Origin of the sequence: Pseudomonas entomophila (assembly GCF_029478665.1) — a bacterium.
In the GTDB taxonomy this organism is placed as follows: domain Bacteria; phylum Pseudomonadota; class Gammaproteobacteria; order Pseudomonadales; family Pseudomonadaceae; genus Aquipseudomonas; species Aquipseudomonas entomophila_F.
In genome coordinates this window covers 144,059-162,746 of the sequence record NZ_JARPQB010000001.1, presented here as the reverse complement: position 1 = coordinate 162,746, position 18,688 = coordinate 144,059, and the positions used below count along the sequence as shown (strand labels likewise).

21 protein-coding genes are annotated in these 18,688 nt (G+C 65.0%); all 21 read right to left on the bottom strand.

Features of this window, described 5'->3' with window-relative positions; translation table 11 throughout:
* Window positions 1-86: 86 nt before the first annotated feature.
* Window positions 87-389: a phage tail assembly protein gene (locus P5705_RS00790; protein ID WP_248917038.1), complete on the bottom strand. Its 303-nt coding sequence runs from the start codon at window positions 387-389 to the stop codon at window positions 87-89.
* 12 nt (window positions 390-401) lie between these two features.
* Window positions 402-911 (bottom strand): phage major tail tube protein, encoded by a 510-nt coding sequence (locus P5705_RS00785; protein WP_213657961.1) that lies wholly within the window; start codon window positions 909-911, stop codon window positions 402-404.
* 13 nt (window positions 912-924) lie between these two features.
* Complete coding sequence (locus P5705_RS00780; RefSeq protein ID WP_240063798.1) at window positions 925-2,091, bottom strand: phage tail sheath subtilisin-like domain-containing protein; 1,167 nt, start codon at window positions 2,089-2,091, stop codon at window positions 925-927.
* A gap of 95 nt (window positions 2,092-2,186) precedes the next feature.
* A complete protein-coding gene (locus P5705_RS00775) occupies window positions 2,187-2,738 on the bottom strand; it encodes a hypothetical protein (protein WP_277459025.1) in 552 nt (183 codons plus the stop codon).
* A gap of 10 nt (window positions 2,739-2,748) precedes the next feature.
* A complete protein-coding gene (locus P5705_RS00770; protein WP_277459024.1) occupies window positions 2,749-4,485 on the bottom strand; it encodes a phage tail protein in 1,737 nt (578 codons plus the stop codon).
* A complete protein-coding gene (locus P5705_RS00765) occupies window positions 4,478-5,086 on the bottom strand; it encodes a phage tail protein I (protein WP_277459023.1) in 609 nt (202 codons plus the stop codon). The genes P5705_RS00770 and P5705_RS00765 overlap by 8 nt, the downstream gene beginning before the upstream one ends.
* A gap of 1 nt (window position 5,087) precedes the next feature.
* Window positions 5,088-5,969: a baseplate assembly protein gene (locus tag P5705_RS00760; protein WP_277459021.1), complete on the bottom strand. Its 882-nt coding sequence runs from the start codon at window positions 5,967-5,969 to the stop codon at window positions 5,088-5,090.
* Entirely contained in the window at window positions 5,966-6,292 is a 327-nt protein-coding gene (locus tag P5705_RS00755) for a GPW/gp25 family protein (RefSeq protein ID WP_011535222.1), read from the bottom strand. The genes P5705_RS00760 and P5705_RS00755 overlap by 4 nt, the downstream gene beginning before the upstream one ends.
* Window positions 6,293-6,407: 115 nt before the next feature.
* Window positions 6,408-7,622 carry a tail fiber assembly protein gene (locus tag P5705_RS00750; RefSeq protein ID WP_277459019.1) on the bottom strand — a complete coding sequence of 405 codons (1,215 nt, stop codon included), beginning with the start codon at window positions 7,620-7,622 and terminating at the stop codon, window positions 6,408-6,410.
* 47 nt (window positions 7,623-7,669) lie between these two features.
* A complete protein-coding gene (locus P5705_RS00745) occupies window positions 7,670-8,227 on the bottom strand; it encodes a phage baseplate assembly protein V (protein WP_277459017.1) in 558 nt (185 codons plus the stop codon).
* On the bottom strand, window positions 8,224-8,721 hold the full coding sequence (locus P5705_RS00740; RefSeq protein ID WP_277459015.1) for a hypothetical protein: 498 nt from the start codon (window positions 8,719-8,721) through the stop codon (window positions 8,224-8,226). Before P5705_RS00740 ends, P5705_RS00745 begins: the two co-directional genes overlap by 4 nt.
* Before the next feature lie 29 nt (window positions 8,722-8,750).
* A complete protein-coding gene (locus P5705_RS00735; RefSeq protein ID WP_277459014.1) occupies window positions 8,751-9,293 on the bottom strand; it encodes a tail fiber assembly protein in 543 nt (180 codons plus the stop codon).
* Window positions 9,294-9,295: 2 nt separating this feature from the next.
* Window positions 9,296-9,910, bottom strand: coding sequence for a hypothetical protein (locus tag P5705_RS00730; RefSeq protein ID WP_277459012.1), 615 nt, complete (start codon window positions 9,908-9,910; stop codon window positions 9,296-9,298).
* Window positions 9,911-10,049: 139 nt separating this feature from the next.
* A complete protein-coding gene (locus P5705_RS00725) occupies window positions 10,050-10,727 on the bottom strand; it encodes a hypothetical protein (protein WP_277459010.1) in 678 nt (225 codons plus the stop codon).
* A complete protein-coding gene (locus P5705_RS00720) occupies window positions 10,727-11,062 on the bottom strand; it encodes a hypothetical protein (RefSeq protein ID WP_277459008.1) in 336 nt (111 codons plus the stop codon). Before P5705_RS00720 ends, P5705_RS00725 begins: the two co-directional genes overlap by 1 nt.
* Window positions 11,063-11,065: 3 nt before the next feature.
* Entirely contained in the window at window positions 11,066-15,403 is a 4,338-nt protein-coding gene (locus tag P5705_RS00715) for a phage tail protein (RefSeq protein WP_277459006.1), read from the bottom strand.
* 101 nt (window positions 15,404-15,504) lie between these two features.
* Complete coding sequence (locus P5705_RS00710; protein ID WP_277459005.1) at window positions 15,505-16,119, bottom strand: tail assembly protein; 615 nt, start codon at window positions 16,117-16,119, stop codon at window positions 15,505-15,507.
* A 64-nt stretch (window positions 16,120-16,183) separates the two neighbouring features.
* The gene (locus tag P5705_RS00705) at window positions 16,184-16,774 is read right to left on the bottom strand and encodes a tail assembly protein (protein ID WP_277459004.1); all 591 of its coding nucleotides are present in this window, start codon (window positions 16,772-16,774) and stop codon (window positions 16,184-16,186) included.
* A 39-nt stretch (window positions 16,775-16,813) separates the two neighbouring features.
* A complete protein-coding gene (locus tag P5705_RS00700; RefSeq protein ID WP_277459003.1) occupies window positions 16,814-17,578 on the bottom strand; it encodes a C40 family peptidase in 765 nt (254 codons plus the stop codon).
* 3 nt (window positions 17,579-17,581) lie between these two features.
* Window positions 17,582-18,334 carry a phage minor tail protein L gene (locus P5705_RS00695; RefSeq protein WP_277459002.1) on the bottom strand — a complete coding sequence of 251 codons (753 nt, stop codon included), beginning with the start codon at window positions 18,332-18,334 and terminating at the stop codon, window positions 17,582-17,584.
* Between the two features lie 18 nt (window positions 18,335-18,352).
* The gene (locus P5705_RS00690; RefSeq protein ID WP_277459000.1) at window positions 18,353-18,685 is read right to left on the bottom strand and encodes a phage tail protein; all 333 of its coding nucleotides are present in this window, start codon (window positions 18,683-18,685) and stop codon (window positions 18,353-18,355) included.
* Window positions 18,686-18,688 lie beyond the last annotated feature (3 nt).

Genomic DNA, 18,688 nt, shown 5'->3' with positions numbered 1-18,688 from the left:
CGCTGAACGACATGGTCATGATTTCGCTCGCGGAAAAGTTCAGCTCCTTGGCCAGCCGCCTGGCGGCGGCCTTCTGCCGGGCGGGGTCAAAGCTCGTCGTCCTGCACCAGGCGAAAATAGCCGGTTTGCAGGCGGCTGTAGTCCTTAAGAGCCAGGCCCTCGAGGTCCTTGACGCCGACTTCGGCGAGCGAGGCGAACAGGTTCAGTTCACGCTGCTCGTCGTCGCCCGTGCCACCGGCCTGGGCATTGCGGATGTCACGCACGGTAGGGGCACGCAGCGACAGGCTGTCGACCTGCACGCCGTTGGCCTCACTGGGGCGCGACAGGCGCACAGTCACGCGCTCGGCGTTGACGGTCAGCCATTGCGGAAGCTTTTTCGCTTGAGCCATCGAGTGTTCTCCTTAAAGACCCAGGGCAGCGCGCTGGGCGGCCAGTTGGTCGACGCCGTCGATCACCCGTTTCATGCCCAGGGCATCGATTTCGTAGACCAGGCGGCCGTCGACTTCGAGCTTGTAGTAGGTGACGGCGACGCTGTGCTTGATCTCGGCCTTGTCGCCGGATTTCCAGTCGCCCATGTCGATCTCTTTCAGCGCGCCACGCAGGGTGACGATCACCGGGTTGATCTTGCCCTTCAGGCCCTTGAAGGCGCCGCGGAAGGTGCCGTTGAAAGCAGTGCCGTCGGCCAGGCCGAAGAACTTCAGCGACTCGCGGCGCACGCCGGTGGTGGTGAAGGCGGCTTCCTGCTTTTCCATGCCCTGGTCCATCTCGACCGGCATGTCCATGCCGCCGGGGCGGTGCTCTTCCATCTTCAGGGTGAGCTTGGGCAGGGTCAGGCTGGGTACATCGCCCTGGAAGCTGACGCCATCGACGAACAGGTTCAGGTTGGCCAGGGTTTCGGGAATCATTGCCATGTAAATGTGCTCCTTAAGCAGCGGTATCGAGGACTTCGGTCAGCCACTGGTTGGTGACTTCGACGCGGAAATTGGGGTTTTCGGCAGGCGGCACATCGGTGAAGCGGATGTTCCAGTACACCTTGCCTTGCTCCAGCTGGCTGGCGGTGTTCAGCTCCGGGTCGGCGAAGACTTCGAAGTTGATGATCGCGCCCTGGTTCTTCAGGTCGCGCATGAAGGCCTGCAGGCCTTCGGTGACGTCCTTGACGTAGGTGGCGGTGATGGAGCGGTCCACGGCCCACTTGTGGCCGTAGAGGATCGCATCCATGACGATGTCCATGGTGCGCACGCGGGTGACGAAGGCCCATTTCGGGTCGCTCGACAGAGTGCGGTTGCCCCACAGGCGGAAGCCGTCGTCACGGATGATGGTGGCGATGTTGGCGTTGTTCAGCAGGTTGGCGCGGCAGGTGTCGTCGCCATCGAGGAACTCCACCGCGCGGGTGGTGCCGGTGATGCCGACGAACTCCTTGTTCGACGGCGACGCCCAGAAGCCGTACTCGCGGTCGGTGTAGGCGAACAGGCCGGCGACCCAGGCCGAGCCCGGCGCGTCGACCGTGGCCTCGGCGGCGTTGTCCCAGTAGCGCACGCCCGGGTCGACCAGGAAGGCGCGCTTGGCACCGAAGTTTTTCGCGTAGGCGATGGCCGCTTCATCGGTGCTGTTCGGGCCGTCGATGATGGCGATGGCGCGCAGCTTGTCGGCCAAGGCCACCAGTGCAGTGCCCACGGCCTGGGTGGCGCTGTGCTTGGGCGCCACCAGCAAGCGTGGCTGGGCGTTGAAACGGCTCTTGCCGTCGAGCAGCGCCTGCAGGCCGGTGCGCTTGCCGTCGGCCAGTACGTTGCCGATGATCGCCGCGGTCTGCTCGGCGCCGTCTTCGAGCTTGGCCACGCCGCAGGCGACGATGACCGCCTTGGCGCGGCTGTAGATGGCGCGGCAGGCCTTGGTGATCGCCGCGTCCTGGCCGAACGCCGCGACCGCTTCGCGCTCGCTGGTGATCAGGATCAGGTCGTTGGCCTTGGCAGTGACGCCCGGGCCTTCGGTGAAGGTGTCGACCAGGCCGATGATCGAGGACGATGGCAGGGCGATGCTGCGCGCGCCGGTGTCGACGTTGGTCACGGTGACGCCGTGGAAGAATCCACTCATGTAGGTTTACTCCAGGTACAGGTATGAAAAGGCCCCGCGGGTGCGGGGCCTGGAAGGGTTGAATCGGGTTGGAAAACGCACCAGGGTGCTGTTCGTCAGTTGATGTCCGGAGCAACAAGCTTGCCGATCTCATCGGCCAATTCTTGATAGCGCTGGTAACGTGCCTCGCCCTCAAGCGTATCCAGCTCATGCTTGCGCATGCGCAGCGCCGCGAGGGTTTCCTGAGCGAGGCGTTGTTGCTCGGCCTGGCTAAGGATGAGATCAGCCGCCTCGGTGTAAGTCATGCCGAGCGGGTCCGCATAACTTGTGATCCAGATGCTGACTTCACCTTGGTAGCTGGCTTCCTTGTATTGCCGGGCTGCGTTCTCGCGTGAAAGATGCTCTTTCTCGAAACGACTCCAGTTGGCGTAGATAACGGCAGCCTGGTCATCGATCAACGCTTGCAGCTCCCGGGCGGTCGGCCAGGCTTGCTGCCGGTCCCTGACCGCTGGCGGGAATACGTCGAAGTCCAGCAGCTTGTATTCCGACTGGGCCTGCAGCAGCTGCTCGTAGAGGGATTGCGGCACTGCCTTGGCCGCCTTGGGAATGTTCTGGTGAACTTCGTCGTTGTAGAACGTGCGCTCACCCGGCACCACGAAAATGGTCATTGTGTTGTCCTCAGTACCCGATGGCTCGCCATTGCATGATTCGTGCGTCTGCCAGGTTGTTATCGCAGAAGACCTGCCCGTCGAAACCGACCACGCTCGGAATGCCGATGCTCACTGACTGTCGATCCTGCCGGTAATAGACGGACCTGTCGTAATCGTCGATGTACACGCCGATACTGGCCACGACCGACAGGCAGGCATTAGGGAATCTCAATGGGAAAACCGTATCGATGTTGCCCGACGAGATGTTCACGGGGAGTACGATCTTGCCCCACTGCTCAATAAGGCCATTGGGCTGTTTTGCCCAACCGACACCGGCTTTGAGAGAGGCATAGTCACTGGTATTCGATAACCCACCGGAAACCACCGCATAAGTATGATCGGTGTTGCACACCAACATGATGGGGGGCTCATTGGACCGAATGGTGACGGTATCGTAGGGGCGCGAACCAATGGCGATGTAACCGTCGGCAACCGCGGGTTTATGGATGGTGATGGTGCCGTCGCCAGACCCCACGGAAATGGTGAACACAGAACCTACGGGAATCCCCGAGGAGGGCAATACCACGCTCCCGCTCCAGGTAGACGCCCCATTGCCATTCATGTAGATCAAACGACCAACATGCTCCAGGCTCAAGGTCGAGCCTGACAAGATACCTAAGTAATAAGAAGGAAAGGCAAGTCCCATTTCCTTGACGTACTGGGTAGTCGCCAAGCGTGTCGAGATATCCCCCCTCACTGGCGTTGGAGCAGCAGGGTCACCCATAAAAACGGGGCTATCCAGTTGTGCTTTCAAAGCCAGCATCGAGTCCAGCTGACTCTTGGTGTAGACATCGGTCAGCCCGTACTCGGCGACGGTGGTCGGGTTCGTGGCTGCGATGACCCGCCCATACTTGTCGACCGTTACGCTGCGATACATGCCCGCCACGACACCACTGCGGCCAAACGCCATTTCGTAGTTCTGGGCACTGACCCCCAGGGTGATCGGCCCATCACTGACCAACTGCCAGGCACCGTCGCCGTTGACCGTACCCTTCTCGACCAGCACCAGCAGACCTGGCGTAACCTTGGCATCGGTGTCGGCATCGCTGCTGCGCGTCCATGCGCCTGCGGCCACTTGGTACAAGCCATTGTCCTTGGCCGCCAACTGGTTCTTTACCAGCACGCGGGCGCCTGCCATTAGCGCGACACCGTCGATGGTCTGCAACCCACTCAGGGTAACGGGCCCAGTGGTAGCCACCTGTACCGAGTGCTTGAAATCCTGCTTGGCCAGTTCCTCGGTAACCCACTCGCGAGTCGCGAGTACCACGGCTGGGTCGATCTTCAACTGCACGTTGCTGGCGCTGCTGACCACCAGGTTCATGCGCACCACTTGCGTGCGTCCCGACCCCTGACTGAGCAGCGGCTTGTAGGTGGGTGCGCAGTTGGCCACGGCGATCATGTCACCATCGGCGTCATACAACGCGATCTCGCGGATCCACTTGCCGCCCACGTCCGCCGGGATGACCTGCTCGGCCACGATGATCGCGCTGTTCTTGTCGTCCACTTTCAGCTGGTTCAACGGCGCCCGGCGCCATTCGTTGATCAGGCTGGTCTGGGTGGCATTGGGCGTCGGGTCGGCGCCATTTGCGTCACCCACACCCATCTGGGTGATTTTCCACGGGATGCCCAAGGCATCCGCGTTGGCCTGCTTCGCCGCGCCCACGTTGGTGAGGATGGCGTAGAACTGTGAATTATGGTCAACCATGTGCAATGTCCAAGGTATCGATTGTGTGTTCCCGGCCACCGCGGCCGATGGCGCCACTGACGATCAGGTCAGGAGGTGCCGGCGGGTAGACGTCGAGTTCGTCACCGTCCTGCAGCGCGCAGCCGAAATAGAGACCGCCACGGCTTTCGAGGCTGATCACCAGCCCCGTCATGTGGCGACTGACCGGCCGGGCGTCGTCGATCAACGACGACAGTTCGTTGTAGGTTTCCTCGCTGATGCCGGTGTCGGTCACCCCGACCTTCAGGGCAAACGTCCCCGGCACCCCGGCAGGCTTGGCCTGCCACCATTCCTGCACCTCGATCAGGTAGCCGAACGGTTCGACCACCCGCCTGAGGGCGCCGAGGGTGCCCTTGTGGGCGTGGACGAAGAACGCCGAGCGGATCACCGAGCGCTTGATCGCCTCGCTCCAGCTGTCGTCCCAGCGGTCCACCGACCAGGCCCAGGCCAGCTGGTAGAGCAGGTGCGCCGGGCAGGTGTCGGGGTTGTAGAGGGCACGCAGGCCGGCCTTGAGGTCTTCGTCGGCGGCCACTTCCAGGGCGCGCTCCAGTGGCGTGCGGTTGAGCGGCAGAAGGCTGTGCATGTCAGCCTCCGCGCTTGAGGTCGATGCCGGTGCACCAGGCCGCCTGGGCCTTGCTCGGGCGGATGTCGCTCCAGCCGATCAGCTCGACCCGGCTCACGCCATCGATGTGCAACTGGGCGTCGATGCCGGAGCGGGCGACTTCCAGGCCGAGCCTGCGCCGCGGGTTGATCCAGGCTTGCAGGCGGCGCCGGCATTCACTGAGGACCGTTTCGTACTCCGGGCCGTTGTCGGCCATGTGCAGCACCGCCTCGACGCGGTAGGGCAGCACCTCGGCGCTGCGCACGTTGACGCGGTCGGCGACTGGGCGAATGTCGTCGTCGTTGAGGTAGGTTTGCACCTGCGCCAGCAACTCGGGGCTGGCCACGCCATCGCCGTCCAGGCTCAGCACGGTGATGTCCACCACGGCGGGCGACGGGCTCTCGGCGGTCGCGTCAGCGACCCGGCCCGAGGCGTTGCGGGCGTGGAGGATGTAGCTGTTGCGCGGGCCGGCGGTGGTCAGGCCTTCGTAGACCAGTTGCACCCGCTCGCGCAGGGCGTCGTCGGCTTCGAGGATGGCTTCGGTCGGCGGGATCGTGCTCGGGTCGGCGGCCTGGATCACCAGGCGTTGCAGGTTGACGTTGGCGGCCAACTGGTCAAGGTCGCGACCTTCGGCATAAGCCAGCAGCAACGCCTTGGCGGCATCGTTGATGCGCGCCCGGTTGAGCAGCTTGCGGTAGGCACCGACTTCCAGCAGCTTGGTGACCGGGTCGCTTTCCAGGTTGGCGTTCCAGCCATCGCCCAGCTGGGCGCGGAAACTGGCCAGGTCTTCCTGGTACAGCGCCTCGAAATCGAGGTCTTCGAGCAACTGCGGGGCCGGCAGCTTCGACAGGTCGACCTGGCTCATACGGTCACCTCCACCAGGGCGTCGTCGCCCAGGTAGCGGCCACTCAAGGCCAGGCTGACCTGGCCGTCGAGCACGGCCACGACCTTGACCCGGTCGAGCTTCAGGCGCGGTTCCCAGCGCCCGAGGGCGCGGGCCACTTCGGCCTGCACCGCGCTCTTCCAGCCTTCGTTGACGGGCAGGTCGACGTAGCGGCGCAACTGGCTGCCGTACTCGGGGCGCATCCGCCGGCTGCCCAGCGGGGTGGTGAGGATGTCCTCGATGGATTGGCGCAGGTGGGCGATGCCCGTCAGGGGCTGGCCGGTGCGGCGGTCCAGGCCGATCATGGGGCACCTCCCGATGCTGGCATACCCCGCTTATGGCTATGCATAGCGTTCTCCTGAAATGAAAAAGCCCGCATGGGCGGGCTGTGCTGTGTGTATCGAGGGGCAGACGCCACGGTCAGGCGGGAGGCATCGGCCAGTCGAGTTCGTTGGGGAAGCCGGGCTGCTCGGGCAGCCGGGTCAACCCCAGGCGGTAGGTCTTCCAGGCACGCAGGGCATCGAGTTCGGCATCACTGGCGACGCCAAGATCGAGTGCGTCCTGCAGGGGCGTGATCGACTGGTCGGCCAGACTGCGCAGGTGCGCCAACACGTCCAGGGCATCCTGGCGGCTCGGGAACGCCTGCTTGTGCTCGGACACCGCGGGTGGCGGCAGAACCTCGAGCTCGACCTTGGCCGGCATGGCCAGGCGCACGTCGATCCAGCTGTCCGGCGGCACGTCGATGGCCTCGCCTTTGCCCAGGTGCATTTCACCCTGGTCATCCAACGTCCAGCGTTGCCTGAACAGACGGACCCGCAGTGTGCCGTCCTCGTCTTGCTCGCTCTCGGTCAGGCCCAAAGTCCTGCCGCCATCCGGCGAGCAAGGGTCCTGGATGCGCCAGCCTTCGAGGGCCAGGCCCAGGCTGCCGCGCACCCGATAGACACCCGTGTCGAGGCGCTCGACCGTGACGCCGCGGGCTTCATCATTGGCCGCGCCCCAGCGACCGGCAGGCTCGAAGGTATGCTCCTGCAGGTCGACACGGGTGCTGTGCTCGATGTCGGTGATACGCAAGATGGGGGATGCCGCCGAGAGCACGCCGCCCGACCCCCGGGTGGTGTTGCCGGTGTGATAGAACTCCGCCCAGGGGGTGATGCCCTCCCCTTCCGGCATGATCGAGCGGAAGAAGGCTCGGTTCACCGATATCCCGAGGGCGAACTGCGACTGCCATCGCAGGTCGGGGCCCCATTCGCTGGACAGCACCTGCGCGGCGGCGACCGGGGCGTTCTGGCCGTTGTAGCTGCCATACAGCGCGGTCTTGCGCTTGAGCTTCAGGTCGCGCGCATCGTTGATCGACGGACAGAGCCAGCCACCGGCGCCCACGACCATGAGCTGTCCCGGCTGGTCGCCGGCGTTGGCGGTGGCCGCCGTGCCCAACCCCAACGCTGTGCGGGCCGCCGCCGCCGTCTGCGCGCCGGTTCCGCCACGGGCGACCGGCAGTGCCGGCGGCAGGCTGTCGCCGCCCAGGGCGGCATAGAGTTCGTCGAAATTCGCCTGTGTCCGGGCGAAGGCGCCGCGCTGGGTGTCGCCGCCCGCTCCGGTCGGCGCACTGCCGAGATTGATTGTCTGCTTGGCCATGCTGGCCCTCCATCATTGATTCCAGGCACCGCTGTGCGCGCCGGGACTCAGTGCTTGTGATTCGCGGTGTTGCCGGCGGTATCGATGATCCGCCCACCGCCATTGATGTCTCCGCTGACCAGCAATGGCCCATTGACCGCAACCTTGCCGGTCAAGGTGATGGCGGCAGCGTCGAGGGTGATGGCGCCATCGTTGACCACCAATGTGCTGGCGCCGACCTTGATGGTCGCGTTGCCGCTGGGCAGTTGGATGTCATAGCGTTTGGCCTGCCAGTCGTAGCTCAGCGAGCCACCGTCATCGAAACGCCAGACCTCCACGTGGTCGCGGTTGTCCGGCGCGGCACCGCCATTGCCATAGAGGCCCGGCACAAAGGTGCCCTGCGCCGGCTCGCCGCTGGGGCTGACCAGCACGCCCTGCTCACCCAGGCTCGGCGCCCGCCAGTGGCGTGCCTTGCCAGCCGCCAGGCTGTGCCAGCGCACCCAGGCGCTGGTCCAGTCGCCGTCGGAGACTCGAACACGGGCGGCGGCGAGGTCCACCGCCACCACGGTACAGGGGATCACCAGGCTGGCCAGCATGCGGTCGTGCATCGCCGTGGCGTAGCTCATGCCAGGTCCTCCGGGGCCAGGTACTTGCCTTCGTTGCCGGGGCCGGTGTCGGGGCTGATCCCCAGCATCAGGCGACCTGGGGGTTGATCAGGCCAGGTCCACTGGGGCTCGCCGAACAGGATCGGCTGCTCCCACTGCACCCTCCAGCCGGCACCTTCGTAGTGCGCCTGCACGTTGCGGCTGGCCTCGACGAAGTCCAGCCCCCACAGTTGCTGGCGCAACAGGTCCATCAGTTGCGCGGCCAGTTCGCTGCCTTGTAGCCGGGCCTGCGGTTGCGAGGAGTCCGGCGTGATCTCGGCTTCGAAGGTGGCGATCAGTACCGAGCGCCCATCACGGGGGGCGCCGTCGGCGGTCATGCGCACGATGCCATGGCGCAGGGCTGGGAGCGGCAGGCTGGTACTGCTGTTGTCCTGGCTGTCGACCGATGCCAGCCCCGGCATCGCCTCACGCACCATGGCGGTGAGGGCCGCGCTCAGGGTGGACAGTTCGCTCATGGGCGAGTCCTCATGAAAATGGACGGTGGTCATTCGGGAATGGTCGGCCACTCCAGGGTGTCGGGGAAGCCGCCCTGGTCGGGCAGGCGGTTGAGTGCCACCCGGTAGCGCTTCCAGGCGCGCAGACGCTGCTGCTCCAGTTCGCTGGCTTCATCCAGGTCGACTGCGTCCTGCAGGGGTGCGATGGCTTGGTCGGCCTGCGCGCGGCGTTGGCCAATCTCACGCAGGGCGGTGGCACGCGGATCAGGCCTTGGCTCTGCAATCTGCTCGATCGGCAACGGCTCGACGGCCACGTGCAACGTCAGGCTGTGCTGCAGATCGGTGGCGAGACCATCACGACTGACGCTGATTTCCAGCACTGGCGCGCTGTGGCGGATACTCAGCTCGACGCCTGCGTCGAGCGGGTTGATCACATAGCCCCAGCCTTCGGGTGGCGGCACCATGCCAAGAGTCCCCAGGACCCGATACTCGCCCGGGCCTGCCTTGTGGCTGGTGATGGTGTTGCAGCCCAGGGAGGTCACGTCGATGACCTCGCCGGTCGGGCCGTTGAGGTTGATTGCGGCTCGGGTCATGGTCAGATCGCCTTGAGGGTGCCGTCGGCGGCACGGGTGGTGTTGCCGGAGTGATAGATGACGTAGAACCCGGCGGAGGCGAAACTGCCGGAGCGCAACACCAACCGGGCTTCCGGTGCCTGGCCGAAGAACAGCTGCCCGGCGCGGAACTCGCCGGAGCTGTAGGGCACCGTCAGGATCGAACCGTAGGAAATGCCGGTGGCGCCCACGCCGTACTGGGTGTTGGGCGTCATCAACGAAAAACCACCCTCCATCCGGTTGATCGAGTCGGTGTAGGGCGACGAGGTATTGCCGACACCAAATGCGCCGACTTCCATCAGGTTGCCCGCCGCAGCACCGACACTGCGTGTCGCGGCGCTGCCCAGCCCCAGGGCGTTGCGTGCGTCGGCCGCGGTCTTGGCGCCGGTGCCGCCCTGGGCCAGGGTCAGTGGCGTGGTCAAGCCACTCAAGGTATTGATGTCGCCGTTGTTGCCCACCCCGGCCTTGCTGGCCTGCAGGTTGGCGTTGGCTTGGTAGAGCTCGTCGAAATTGCCCGCGGCCTTGACCCAGGCTGAGCGCTGGGTGTCGCCACCGGCGCCGTCCGGGGCGTTGCCGAGGTTGATGGTCTGCTTGGCCATGAAAATCTCCAGGCGCGACTGAGCGGCGGCATGGCCGGGTCGCTGGGTTGAGTGAAGTGTCCCGGCTCATGCCGGGCAGGAAGCAGGGTTTGACCAGAGCAACGGGACCGTTGCGCAAGGCCCATCAGGCCGGCCTTCGTCAGTAACCGGAAACAGTCGCGATGATCAGTTGCGAAGCTGGATTGACATCGTTCAGGGCTGGCCCTTGATTGGCTTCAAAGAACATTTCTTCGGCATAACGACTGTCTTCGATGAAGGCCAGCCGCCGACCGATACTGACCTTGCCCTGGGCCACGCGAATCGTGTCGCGGTGCACGAATGTCGCAGCGTTGAAAGGGGGAATAAGGTAGTACCGGCGGTAGAAGGACAGCCCTGCGGCATAGGTGTTTCCCGGCAACGCCGAGAAACTCAGGCTGTCCTTCGGCGCGGGGCCGACATAGGCGATCCGCAAGGCCTTGTGACTGGAGTCATACAGCAGTTCGCCCTGAGCCGAGTAGCTCTGCAATCCCCAGGTGCTCGACGAGATGGGCGAATTGCCAAACACGAAGAACGTGATAACCACGGGGTTGGCACTGGCGAACCTGACGACGTCCCGGCCACCGAGCCCATATTCGACCGAGATGAACTCACCACCGGTATCCCCCAGCAGGATCAGGCCATGCCTGGGGAGCGTGATGTCGACACTGTACATGCCCGAGGAACCGAGCGGGGCGACCCACGTATCCAAGGCGATGGTCCGCTTGTACACCAGGCTGAGAAGCGGCTTGCTCCCACCCAGCTGAATGCGATTGCCTTCGGCAAAGACTTCCAGACCCATCAGAAGACTCCATAGAAGATTTCGACCGAGACGGCGTAGTTGTAGTGCGCATAAGCGCCGGTGTGGCGGAATGCGGGAAAGCTCCAGCTGAGCACCTGCCCTTCCAGCTTGACCAGCGGGTAGACCAGCTCGTATGGCTGGTCGAGATGCGCATTGCGCGTCGGCAACAGCTCGGGATGGTAGAAATAGAACGGCTCGCCCTGTGCCAGTTGCGGCACGATCAGGCTCCCTGCCCGGGTCCCGGTCACCACCGAACCGAGCAGGGTGCCCAGCCGGTTGGTGGTATCCAGGTTCGGGCTTCCCGCTTCATTCCAGGTTTGCAGCCCGATCTTCATCGTTCACCCCCAGATGCCCATGCGCACGCGCAGGGTGTTGTTGGCATCGAAGATCTGGATCAGCTGGTTGGTGATGACCAAGCGCCCCTGGCCCTGCACCGAACCATTGATCTCGAAGGCGCCGTTCTTGGCCAGGCGCCAGCCCGTTTGCCCGGCAACATAGTTGTCGGACTGGATCGCGTCGCCGATCTTGGCGCTGGTGATGGCACCGTCCTTGATCAACGCCGAGTTCATGAAGACCTGCCCACCGCTCACCGTGAACGGCGTGAACAACTGCCCGCCGGCCTGGGTACCGACCACCGAGAAGTTGTCGGCGCGGACCAGGAACTTGCTTTGCTTGTTCTCGATCCCCAGGGCCAGGCCAGCCGCCACGTACTGGCCATCGTTGGTCACCTCCATCTTCACCGACCACATCGTCGACAGCTTCTTGTCGAGCCCCGACTGCACCTGGCTCAACTGCTGTACCGAGGCATTGGTCTGGCCCTGCTGTACCTGCACTGTGTCGAGCTTGCGCGCCATGGCCAGGCCGTCCTCGATCCGCGCCGACTGCTCGGACCACACACCGACGAGTACCTGCCCGGAACCGGCCAGGTCGCCGTTGTCGCCCGCCAACGGTGGGTTGATCTGGGCATAGACGCCATCCAGGCGCGTACCCTGGGCGGTGACTCGGCCGTCCAGTTGGCTGGCCTGGGTCTGCAACGTGCTGATGGCCTTGGCCTGGCCGTCGGCCTTGTCCGCCACGACGCCGACCTTGCTGGTCAGGTCGGTAATGGACGAACCCTGGGCGACCAGGGTCTGGCCTTGCTTGGTGACGGTGGTACCGAGCTCGCTGATGGCACTGGCGTTGGCATTGTCGGCCTGGGTGACGCGACGGGCGACAATGTTGCACCACAATGAGCGTCCGGTGCCGTTGCCAGGCTCGGTGCGCGTGAGGATGCGCCCCTTGACCGCGCCGGCTGGCGCCTTGACCCGCCCGCTGAGCTTGCGGAACCCCTGGCCGCTGGCGGCCGGGAAGCTGAACGCGACCGGATAGCCCAGGTTCTTGTTGTCCTTGTCGTAGAACTGCATCTGCAGTTGCGCAACCTGCCCAGCGGCCATCTCGTCGGCACTGACCTCGGCGGCCAGGTCGAACTGCTCGTCCGAGGCGCAGAGGATGTTGTTGCCGGTGCCGCAGAAGCTATTGCCGTAGAAGGCGATAGCCTTGCCGTAGCGGGTGCCCGACAGGTTGCCGGGTACCACCACCACCGGCGCCGGATAGAGCTTGGCGTCGAAGGTCCAGGGCTGGGCGTCGCCATCTTCGAAGTCGCCCTTGAGCACCAGGTTGTCCGGTTGCTGGCCCAGCGCGGCCTTGAGCCCGGTGATCGCCGAGGCTTGGCTGTCGAGCTTGCCTTGGGCCTCGGTGACCTTGTTGCTCAGGGTGGTCAGCGCGGCGGCATCAGCCTTGCCCGTCAACGCACTCTGCAAGCCGGTGAGCTGGGTGTTCTGTACCGTGTTGACGCCTTCGACGGCGGTGATCTGGCTTTCGGCCTTGCTCACCCGCGCCGCCAGGCCGGTGCTGTCCTTGACGGCCTGGCCGATGTCCAGCCAGAAGGCCGCGCTTGGCGGCGGCGTCTTGGCCGGCACCGCCTTGAGCGCCTGGTACAGGCTCTGCGCCTGGCGCACGATGTCACCCGCGGCATAGGCCTTGGCCGCATCGTAGGTCAGCGCGTTGGCCGCGCTGGCGAGGTCGTTCAAGCGCGTCTGCACTTCACCGTTCAGGGATTGCAGGCGCTGGTTGACCGAACCGTTGCCACTGCCGTCGATCAAGCCGATGCGGTCGAACAGTTGCTTGCCCAGGGCCGATTCGCTGATCTTGCCGGAGAAGTAGCGGTCGTACTCGCTCTGGTCGGCGCTGGACTGGCCACGCACACCGGTACCGTTCGGATACCAGGTGCCGACGTTGCCGCTGCGATCCACCAAGCGCGCCCAGAAGAACAGTTGCGCGCCGGCGGCCAGGCCCTGCAACTCGTGTTCGGCCTGGGGGTAGGCGAAGTCGCCAAGTTTCTGCGCCTCGGCGCGCGAGGCGCTGTTGCCGTACCAGATCTCGGTGCGCTGGGTATCACCCGCGCCCTCCGGGAAGCTCCAGTTCAGGCCGATGGCGAACACCTTGCTGGTGGCCAGCAGCTGCGTGGGCGCAGGTGGCGTACCGACCTTGCCTTGCAACGGTGTCAGCGCGGACAGCTTCCAGATCGAGGTGATTTCGCCCACGCTGATCGAACGGACCCGCGCCAGGTAGTCACCGGCATAAATGCCAGTGACGTCGACACTGGTGGCACCGCTGCGCGGCAGGCTGATCCAGTTGCCGTCGTCCTTGCGCCACTCCACTTCGTAGGCCACCGCGCCCGGTACCGCTGGCCAGGCGATGGTCAGGGTGCTGACCGCCAGGCCCTGGCTGATCGCATGGTTGCTGCTGAGGGTGACGCTGGCGGGTGGCGGTACCAGGTTGATCGGCGTGACACTGATCGGCCGCTCCTCCAGGCGCGCGCCGGTATCGATATGGGCGAACTTGCTCGGGTCGTACTGCACCGCACTGATCTCGTACACCCCCGGTTCCGGGCGCGAGACGCTGGTCACACGGTACAGCGGCACGGCCAGGTCGGGTGCATCCAACGCCCACACCAGCTCAACCTCGGGGGCCACGCTGTAGGCTGTGGTCACCGACAGCTTGCGGCCATCGACCGCGTCCACCGTGCGCGCCTGGCAGGTGCCATCAGGTAGGTTGAGGATCAGCCGGTCGCCCGGTTTGGCCTGGGTATCGCGGTCGAGGGTGACCTGACGGCCGCTGACGGCGGCGATCCGGCCACCAATGGCGCGCCCGGCCAGCAACTCGTCGGCCACTGGAATGACGAAGCCCGGCAGCGGGATACGCCCATCCATGCCCACCCGGAAGCTGATACCTCGGTCACGGGAGTTGGTCGCCAACGCCCACTTGCCACGGCGCTGTGCCTCGGACTCGCGGGTACAACCAATGGCGCTGACTTCCAGCGGGTTGTCACCGTAGCGCCGTTGCAGCTTCTCGTCGGTGACCACCGTGACGTCGGTGTCGTAGCTGTTCAGCGGGTTGTCGTAGCTGATCAGCGCACGGCTGTAGCGGCTGCGTTCGGAGCCGCTGGAGTAATTGAACTTGCCGCCAATGACATTCGCCCGGGTATAGGCGAAGTCGAAGTCGGTGGCCCGTGGCATGTCGGCCAGGCTGTACAGCTGGCCCTGGGCCCAGTAGGTCATGCCTCGGTAGATACCGGCGATGTCGCGCAGCAACGACCAGGCATCGGCCTTGCTCTGCAAGTTGAGGTTGCAGAGGAAGCGCGGTTCCTGGCCACCCTTGCCGTCCGGTACCAGCTGGTCGCAGTACTGGGCGATACGGTACAGTTCCCACTTGTCGACCATCCACGGCTTGATCCGGCGGCCCAGGCCGAAGCGGTCGTTGGTGCAGATACCGTAGGTGACCCAGGCCGGGTTGTCGGTCCAGGCTTCCTTGAAAGTGCCGTCCCACACACCGATGTAGCTGCGGGTGTCCGGGTCATAGTTGCTCGGCACCGGCCACTTGCGACCGCGGCATTCCACGGTCACCACCGGGATGTTGCGGAACTGCTCGGCAGAGAACTCGATGTACAGCAGCGCGGTGTTGGGGTAGCGCAGCTTGGCGTCGATCACCTCGGTCAGGCCGGCGAGCTGCATGGTGTCGGCGACCTTGTTGTTGTTCTGGTTCGGCGTCAGGCGCCGCACACGCAAGGTCCAGCCGCTCTCGGCCCGGGGCAGGTCGATGCGCCGGGTGCGCTCGTAGGTGCTGGTGGTCTTGCCGTGGACCGCGTCCTTGAGCACTTCCTGATAGGCACCGCCGTCGGTAGCCAGCTCGACGACATACTCGATGCGATGACCATTGATATTGCCGGCACCGTCCATGGCTTGCAGCGCCGGCCAGGCGAAGCGCAGGCGCACCGCCGACAGGCGCGTGTCGTTGATGGCATGGACCCAGGGCTTGTCGCTGCGCAGCTCGATACCCTGGCTGATCTCGTTGTCCACCGAAGGGATGCCCGGGATATGCGGCTGCTCCACCGAGCCCGTGCGCCATTCCCACTTCACGCCAGGGAAGTTGTAGCTGCCCTGGTCATCCATCAGCGGCGTGCCGTCCAGATAGATGTCTCGGGCGGTCGGCGTGCCGGCGAACTCGCCCTCGCCAATGGCCAGGAGCATCTTGGCAACCGCGACGGAGCGCAGGCTGTCCGGCGCCTCGACCGGTGACTTGGGCTTCTTCTGACCACCTTTGCGACCGGTGATCACAGGTCTGTTGGTTTCGCCCATGTGTTCCTCCAGGCGTAAAAAAACCGCCTCCAAGGCGGTTTGCTGAATGTGGCCGGGATCAGGCCGGCGATGGCCCGCAACCTGGCTTGGTGGCACTGGGGTCAGAGCCGTTCCTCGGCATAGATCGCCGCACTGATGATGGCCCCCCCCCAACGACGCTTGCCCACGCACAGCGGCACCGGATTACCGGACGCTGTGGTGTTGCGCGCACCGCCAAAGGCATAGCCTGGGGTGTTTTCCGGCGCCTGGCTCATGCTCAGCCCCTTGGGTTGTGGGCTGAGCAACTGCATGACGCCGCCTAGCGCCATCGCCGCGCCCATGCTGGCAACGAAACCGGCGGCGCCCTCCGAGGCAAACGCGGCCGCGACCCCGCCGCTGTAGATCGACGCCGCGGCGATCATGACGATGCCGACGATGGTCTGCAGGGTACCGGCGCGCTTGCTGCCGACCACCACGGGGACGATGCGGATCTCTTCCTGAGCCTGAAAGCCAAGCTCTGCCTCGCCGACGTTGCGCCGGTCGTTGAACACGGCGAATTCCAGCCCGTGCGAACGGGCATTGACGAGGAAGCGTTCGAAACCGGGCACCAGCACGCACAAGGCCTTGATTGCCTCGCGCGGGGTACTCACCGCCAGTTCGAAGGTCTTGCCGAACTGGCGCAGTTGGCCGCCGAGCCTGACACGGGTCAGCGGCGAATGCGTTGTCGTTGCTGACATGGCAACTCCTTCTGCGAATGACGGCCGCCCGCAGGCAACCGTGTTGAGCGAGGCACGCCTGCCCCTACAGGCGGTCCTCGGCATAGATGGCCGCGCTGACGATGGCCCCGCCCCAACGGCGCTGGCCGATGCAAAGAGGCACCGGCAATCCGGCAGAGACAGTATTGCGGGCGTTGCCGAACGCATAGCCGGGGGTATTCGAAGGGCTGGCGCTGAACTTCAGGCCTTTGGGTTGCGGGCTGAGCATCTGCATCACGCCACCGGCCATCATGGCCGCCCCCATCTGCACCGCCCAAGGCTGATTGAAGTAGAGGCCACCGACGATCAACACCGCGCCGACGATGGTCTGCAGGATGCCGCCACGTTTGCTGCCGGCCAGGACCGGCACGATACGCAACTCGCGGGTGCCGCCCAGGGAAAATGCGTTACTGTCGACATTGCGACGGTTACGGAAGATGGCGAAGCGCATGCCCAGGCGGTCGAGCCGCCGGATCTCCTCCTCGAAGCCTTCCAGGGTGTTGCGCAAGGCACGGAACACCTCCCAGGCCTGGCCACTGTCCAGGCGTCGCTGGTGCTCGCGGCCAAACTTGCGTGCCAGCACACCGGACAACTTGATGGTGGTCAGGGCCGGCACGTTGAACACGGATACAGCCATTCTTGGCCTCCTGTGCGAATTTCCTTGATACGAAAGCCCCTACTCGCTGGCGGCCGCATCCCGGTGCCGCAGCACCAGACGGGTACGGTCGAGCCATGGCCCACCGAACACGATCACCTCCGAGGGGCGCCCATACAGGTGGTGCAGCAGGAATGGGCCGGCGCCTGCCGGCGCCCAGGCCTCGCCAGGCAGGCGCGGGTCGTTGCCCAGGTAGATGCCGGCGTGGTTGGGATGAGCGGTACGGCCAATGGCCATGACGATCATGTCACCACGTCGCGGCGCGTCCACCCTGACGAAACCGGCCGTCGCATAGGCCTGCTCGTAAAGGCTCGGCCCCTCGGCGTTCTCCCACCAACCTTCCTCGCGGGCATAGGCGGGAAAGGTCAGGCCCCATTCACGCAGGTACCAGTCGGCGCACACCTGCCAGCAATCCCACAGTCCATGCACGAACGGGCGCCCAAGCAACGGAGTGTCGCCCTTGGGCAGAACCGTGCGCAGGTCGCCTTCCGGCCAGGACAGGATATGCCAGGGCAAGCCTGTGGCCTCGCACATGGCCAAGTCACGGGGGGACGGTCGGCTGCTGGCGTCGGGGTGCGAGTGCACCACCGCCACCACCTCACCCAGGTCTTCCGCCGCCGCGTAGTCGTGCGGATCGATGCGGAACTCTTCGCCAGGTTCAGAGGCGGTGTTGGTACAGCGCTGGTAATCCAGCCGCCCTTCCCGCTCGATAACCAAGCCGCAGGCTTCGCGGGGGTAGTCTTCGGCGGCGTGACGGCGGATCGCCTCGAGCAGGGACGGCTCCATGGGTCAGCTCCTGGCGATCAGCGAGACGGCCGGGAAGCCGCCATGGGGCAGCTCGGCGGCCTCGCCGAAACGCAGCTTGCAGGACCTCAACCCACCCTTGCAGCGATCCTTGGCGGGGTCGTCGGTGGGGCGGTCCTCATCGTCGAAACGCAGGTTACCGGTGTAACCGCAGTTAGGGCCGCGGTAGCCATTGGTCATCGCCCAGTGGCAATAAGCGGTCATCTGCCGGCCTGGCAAGCCGTGGTTGTCGATCTCGCCGGGAGAAGACAGCTCCCACTGCACCTGCTCGTCGTCTTCCTGGGTCTTCTGGTCGAGGAACCAGATCTCCAGGGCTTCCTGGGTCGGGTCGGCCAGGGGGTTGCCGGCGGCGAAGTTACGCGCATCCAGGTACTGGCCAAGGGTCTGGCGCACGGTCAGCCTGAACTTGAGCAGGTCCTCGAATGCCAGGCACAGGGCGGTCACCCGGCCATCGACGTTGCCGGCGGTGAACTTCGGCCGGGTGGCCCGGCCGTTGCTGTTGGCGCCAATGCCGTCGATCTGTACAGGCCAGGCGGCATACTCGTTGCCCTGCCACCAGATCGAGCGGGCCGGCAGGTTTGCCGCGGCATCTCCCGCCGCCGCCACCGCATCGGGCTCATGGGTGATGGCATGACCGTGGAAACGCAGGGTGTCGGCACCGAATTCGCTGCCGTCGATCTCGAACAGAACGATTTCCGCGCCCGGCTCGAGTTTCTGGATGTCATTGATCAGCGCCATGACGGCTGCCCTCCTCGATCATGGGTGAAACGCCTGCTCGAATGTGGCGCTGATGCTGTAGAGCCCGCCACCCTTGGCGGTCGGTTGGTAGCCCTTGCAGCGGTACAGCGCCGGCTTGCCCAAGGGCGCGGTCCAGCGAAACGCCCGGCTACCGCCATGACGGTCGAGGAACTCGGCGATCGCGCGGATCTTTGTTTCATCGCCGATGAACACCAGCGGCCAGGACTGGCTGCGGTTGTTGATGCCATCGGCCACGGCCTGCTTGTAGCCATCGCCGAACTGCACCGTGCGCACACGGTACTCGACGGTGCCCGTCGGCTCGGTCTTCGGGCTCCAGGTAAAGGTTTCCATGAA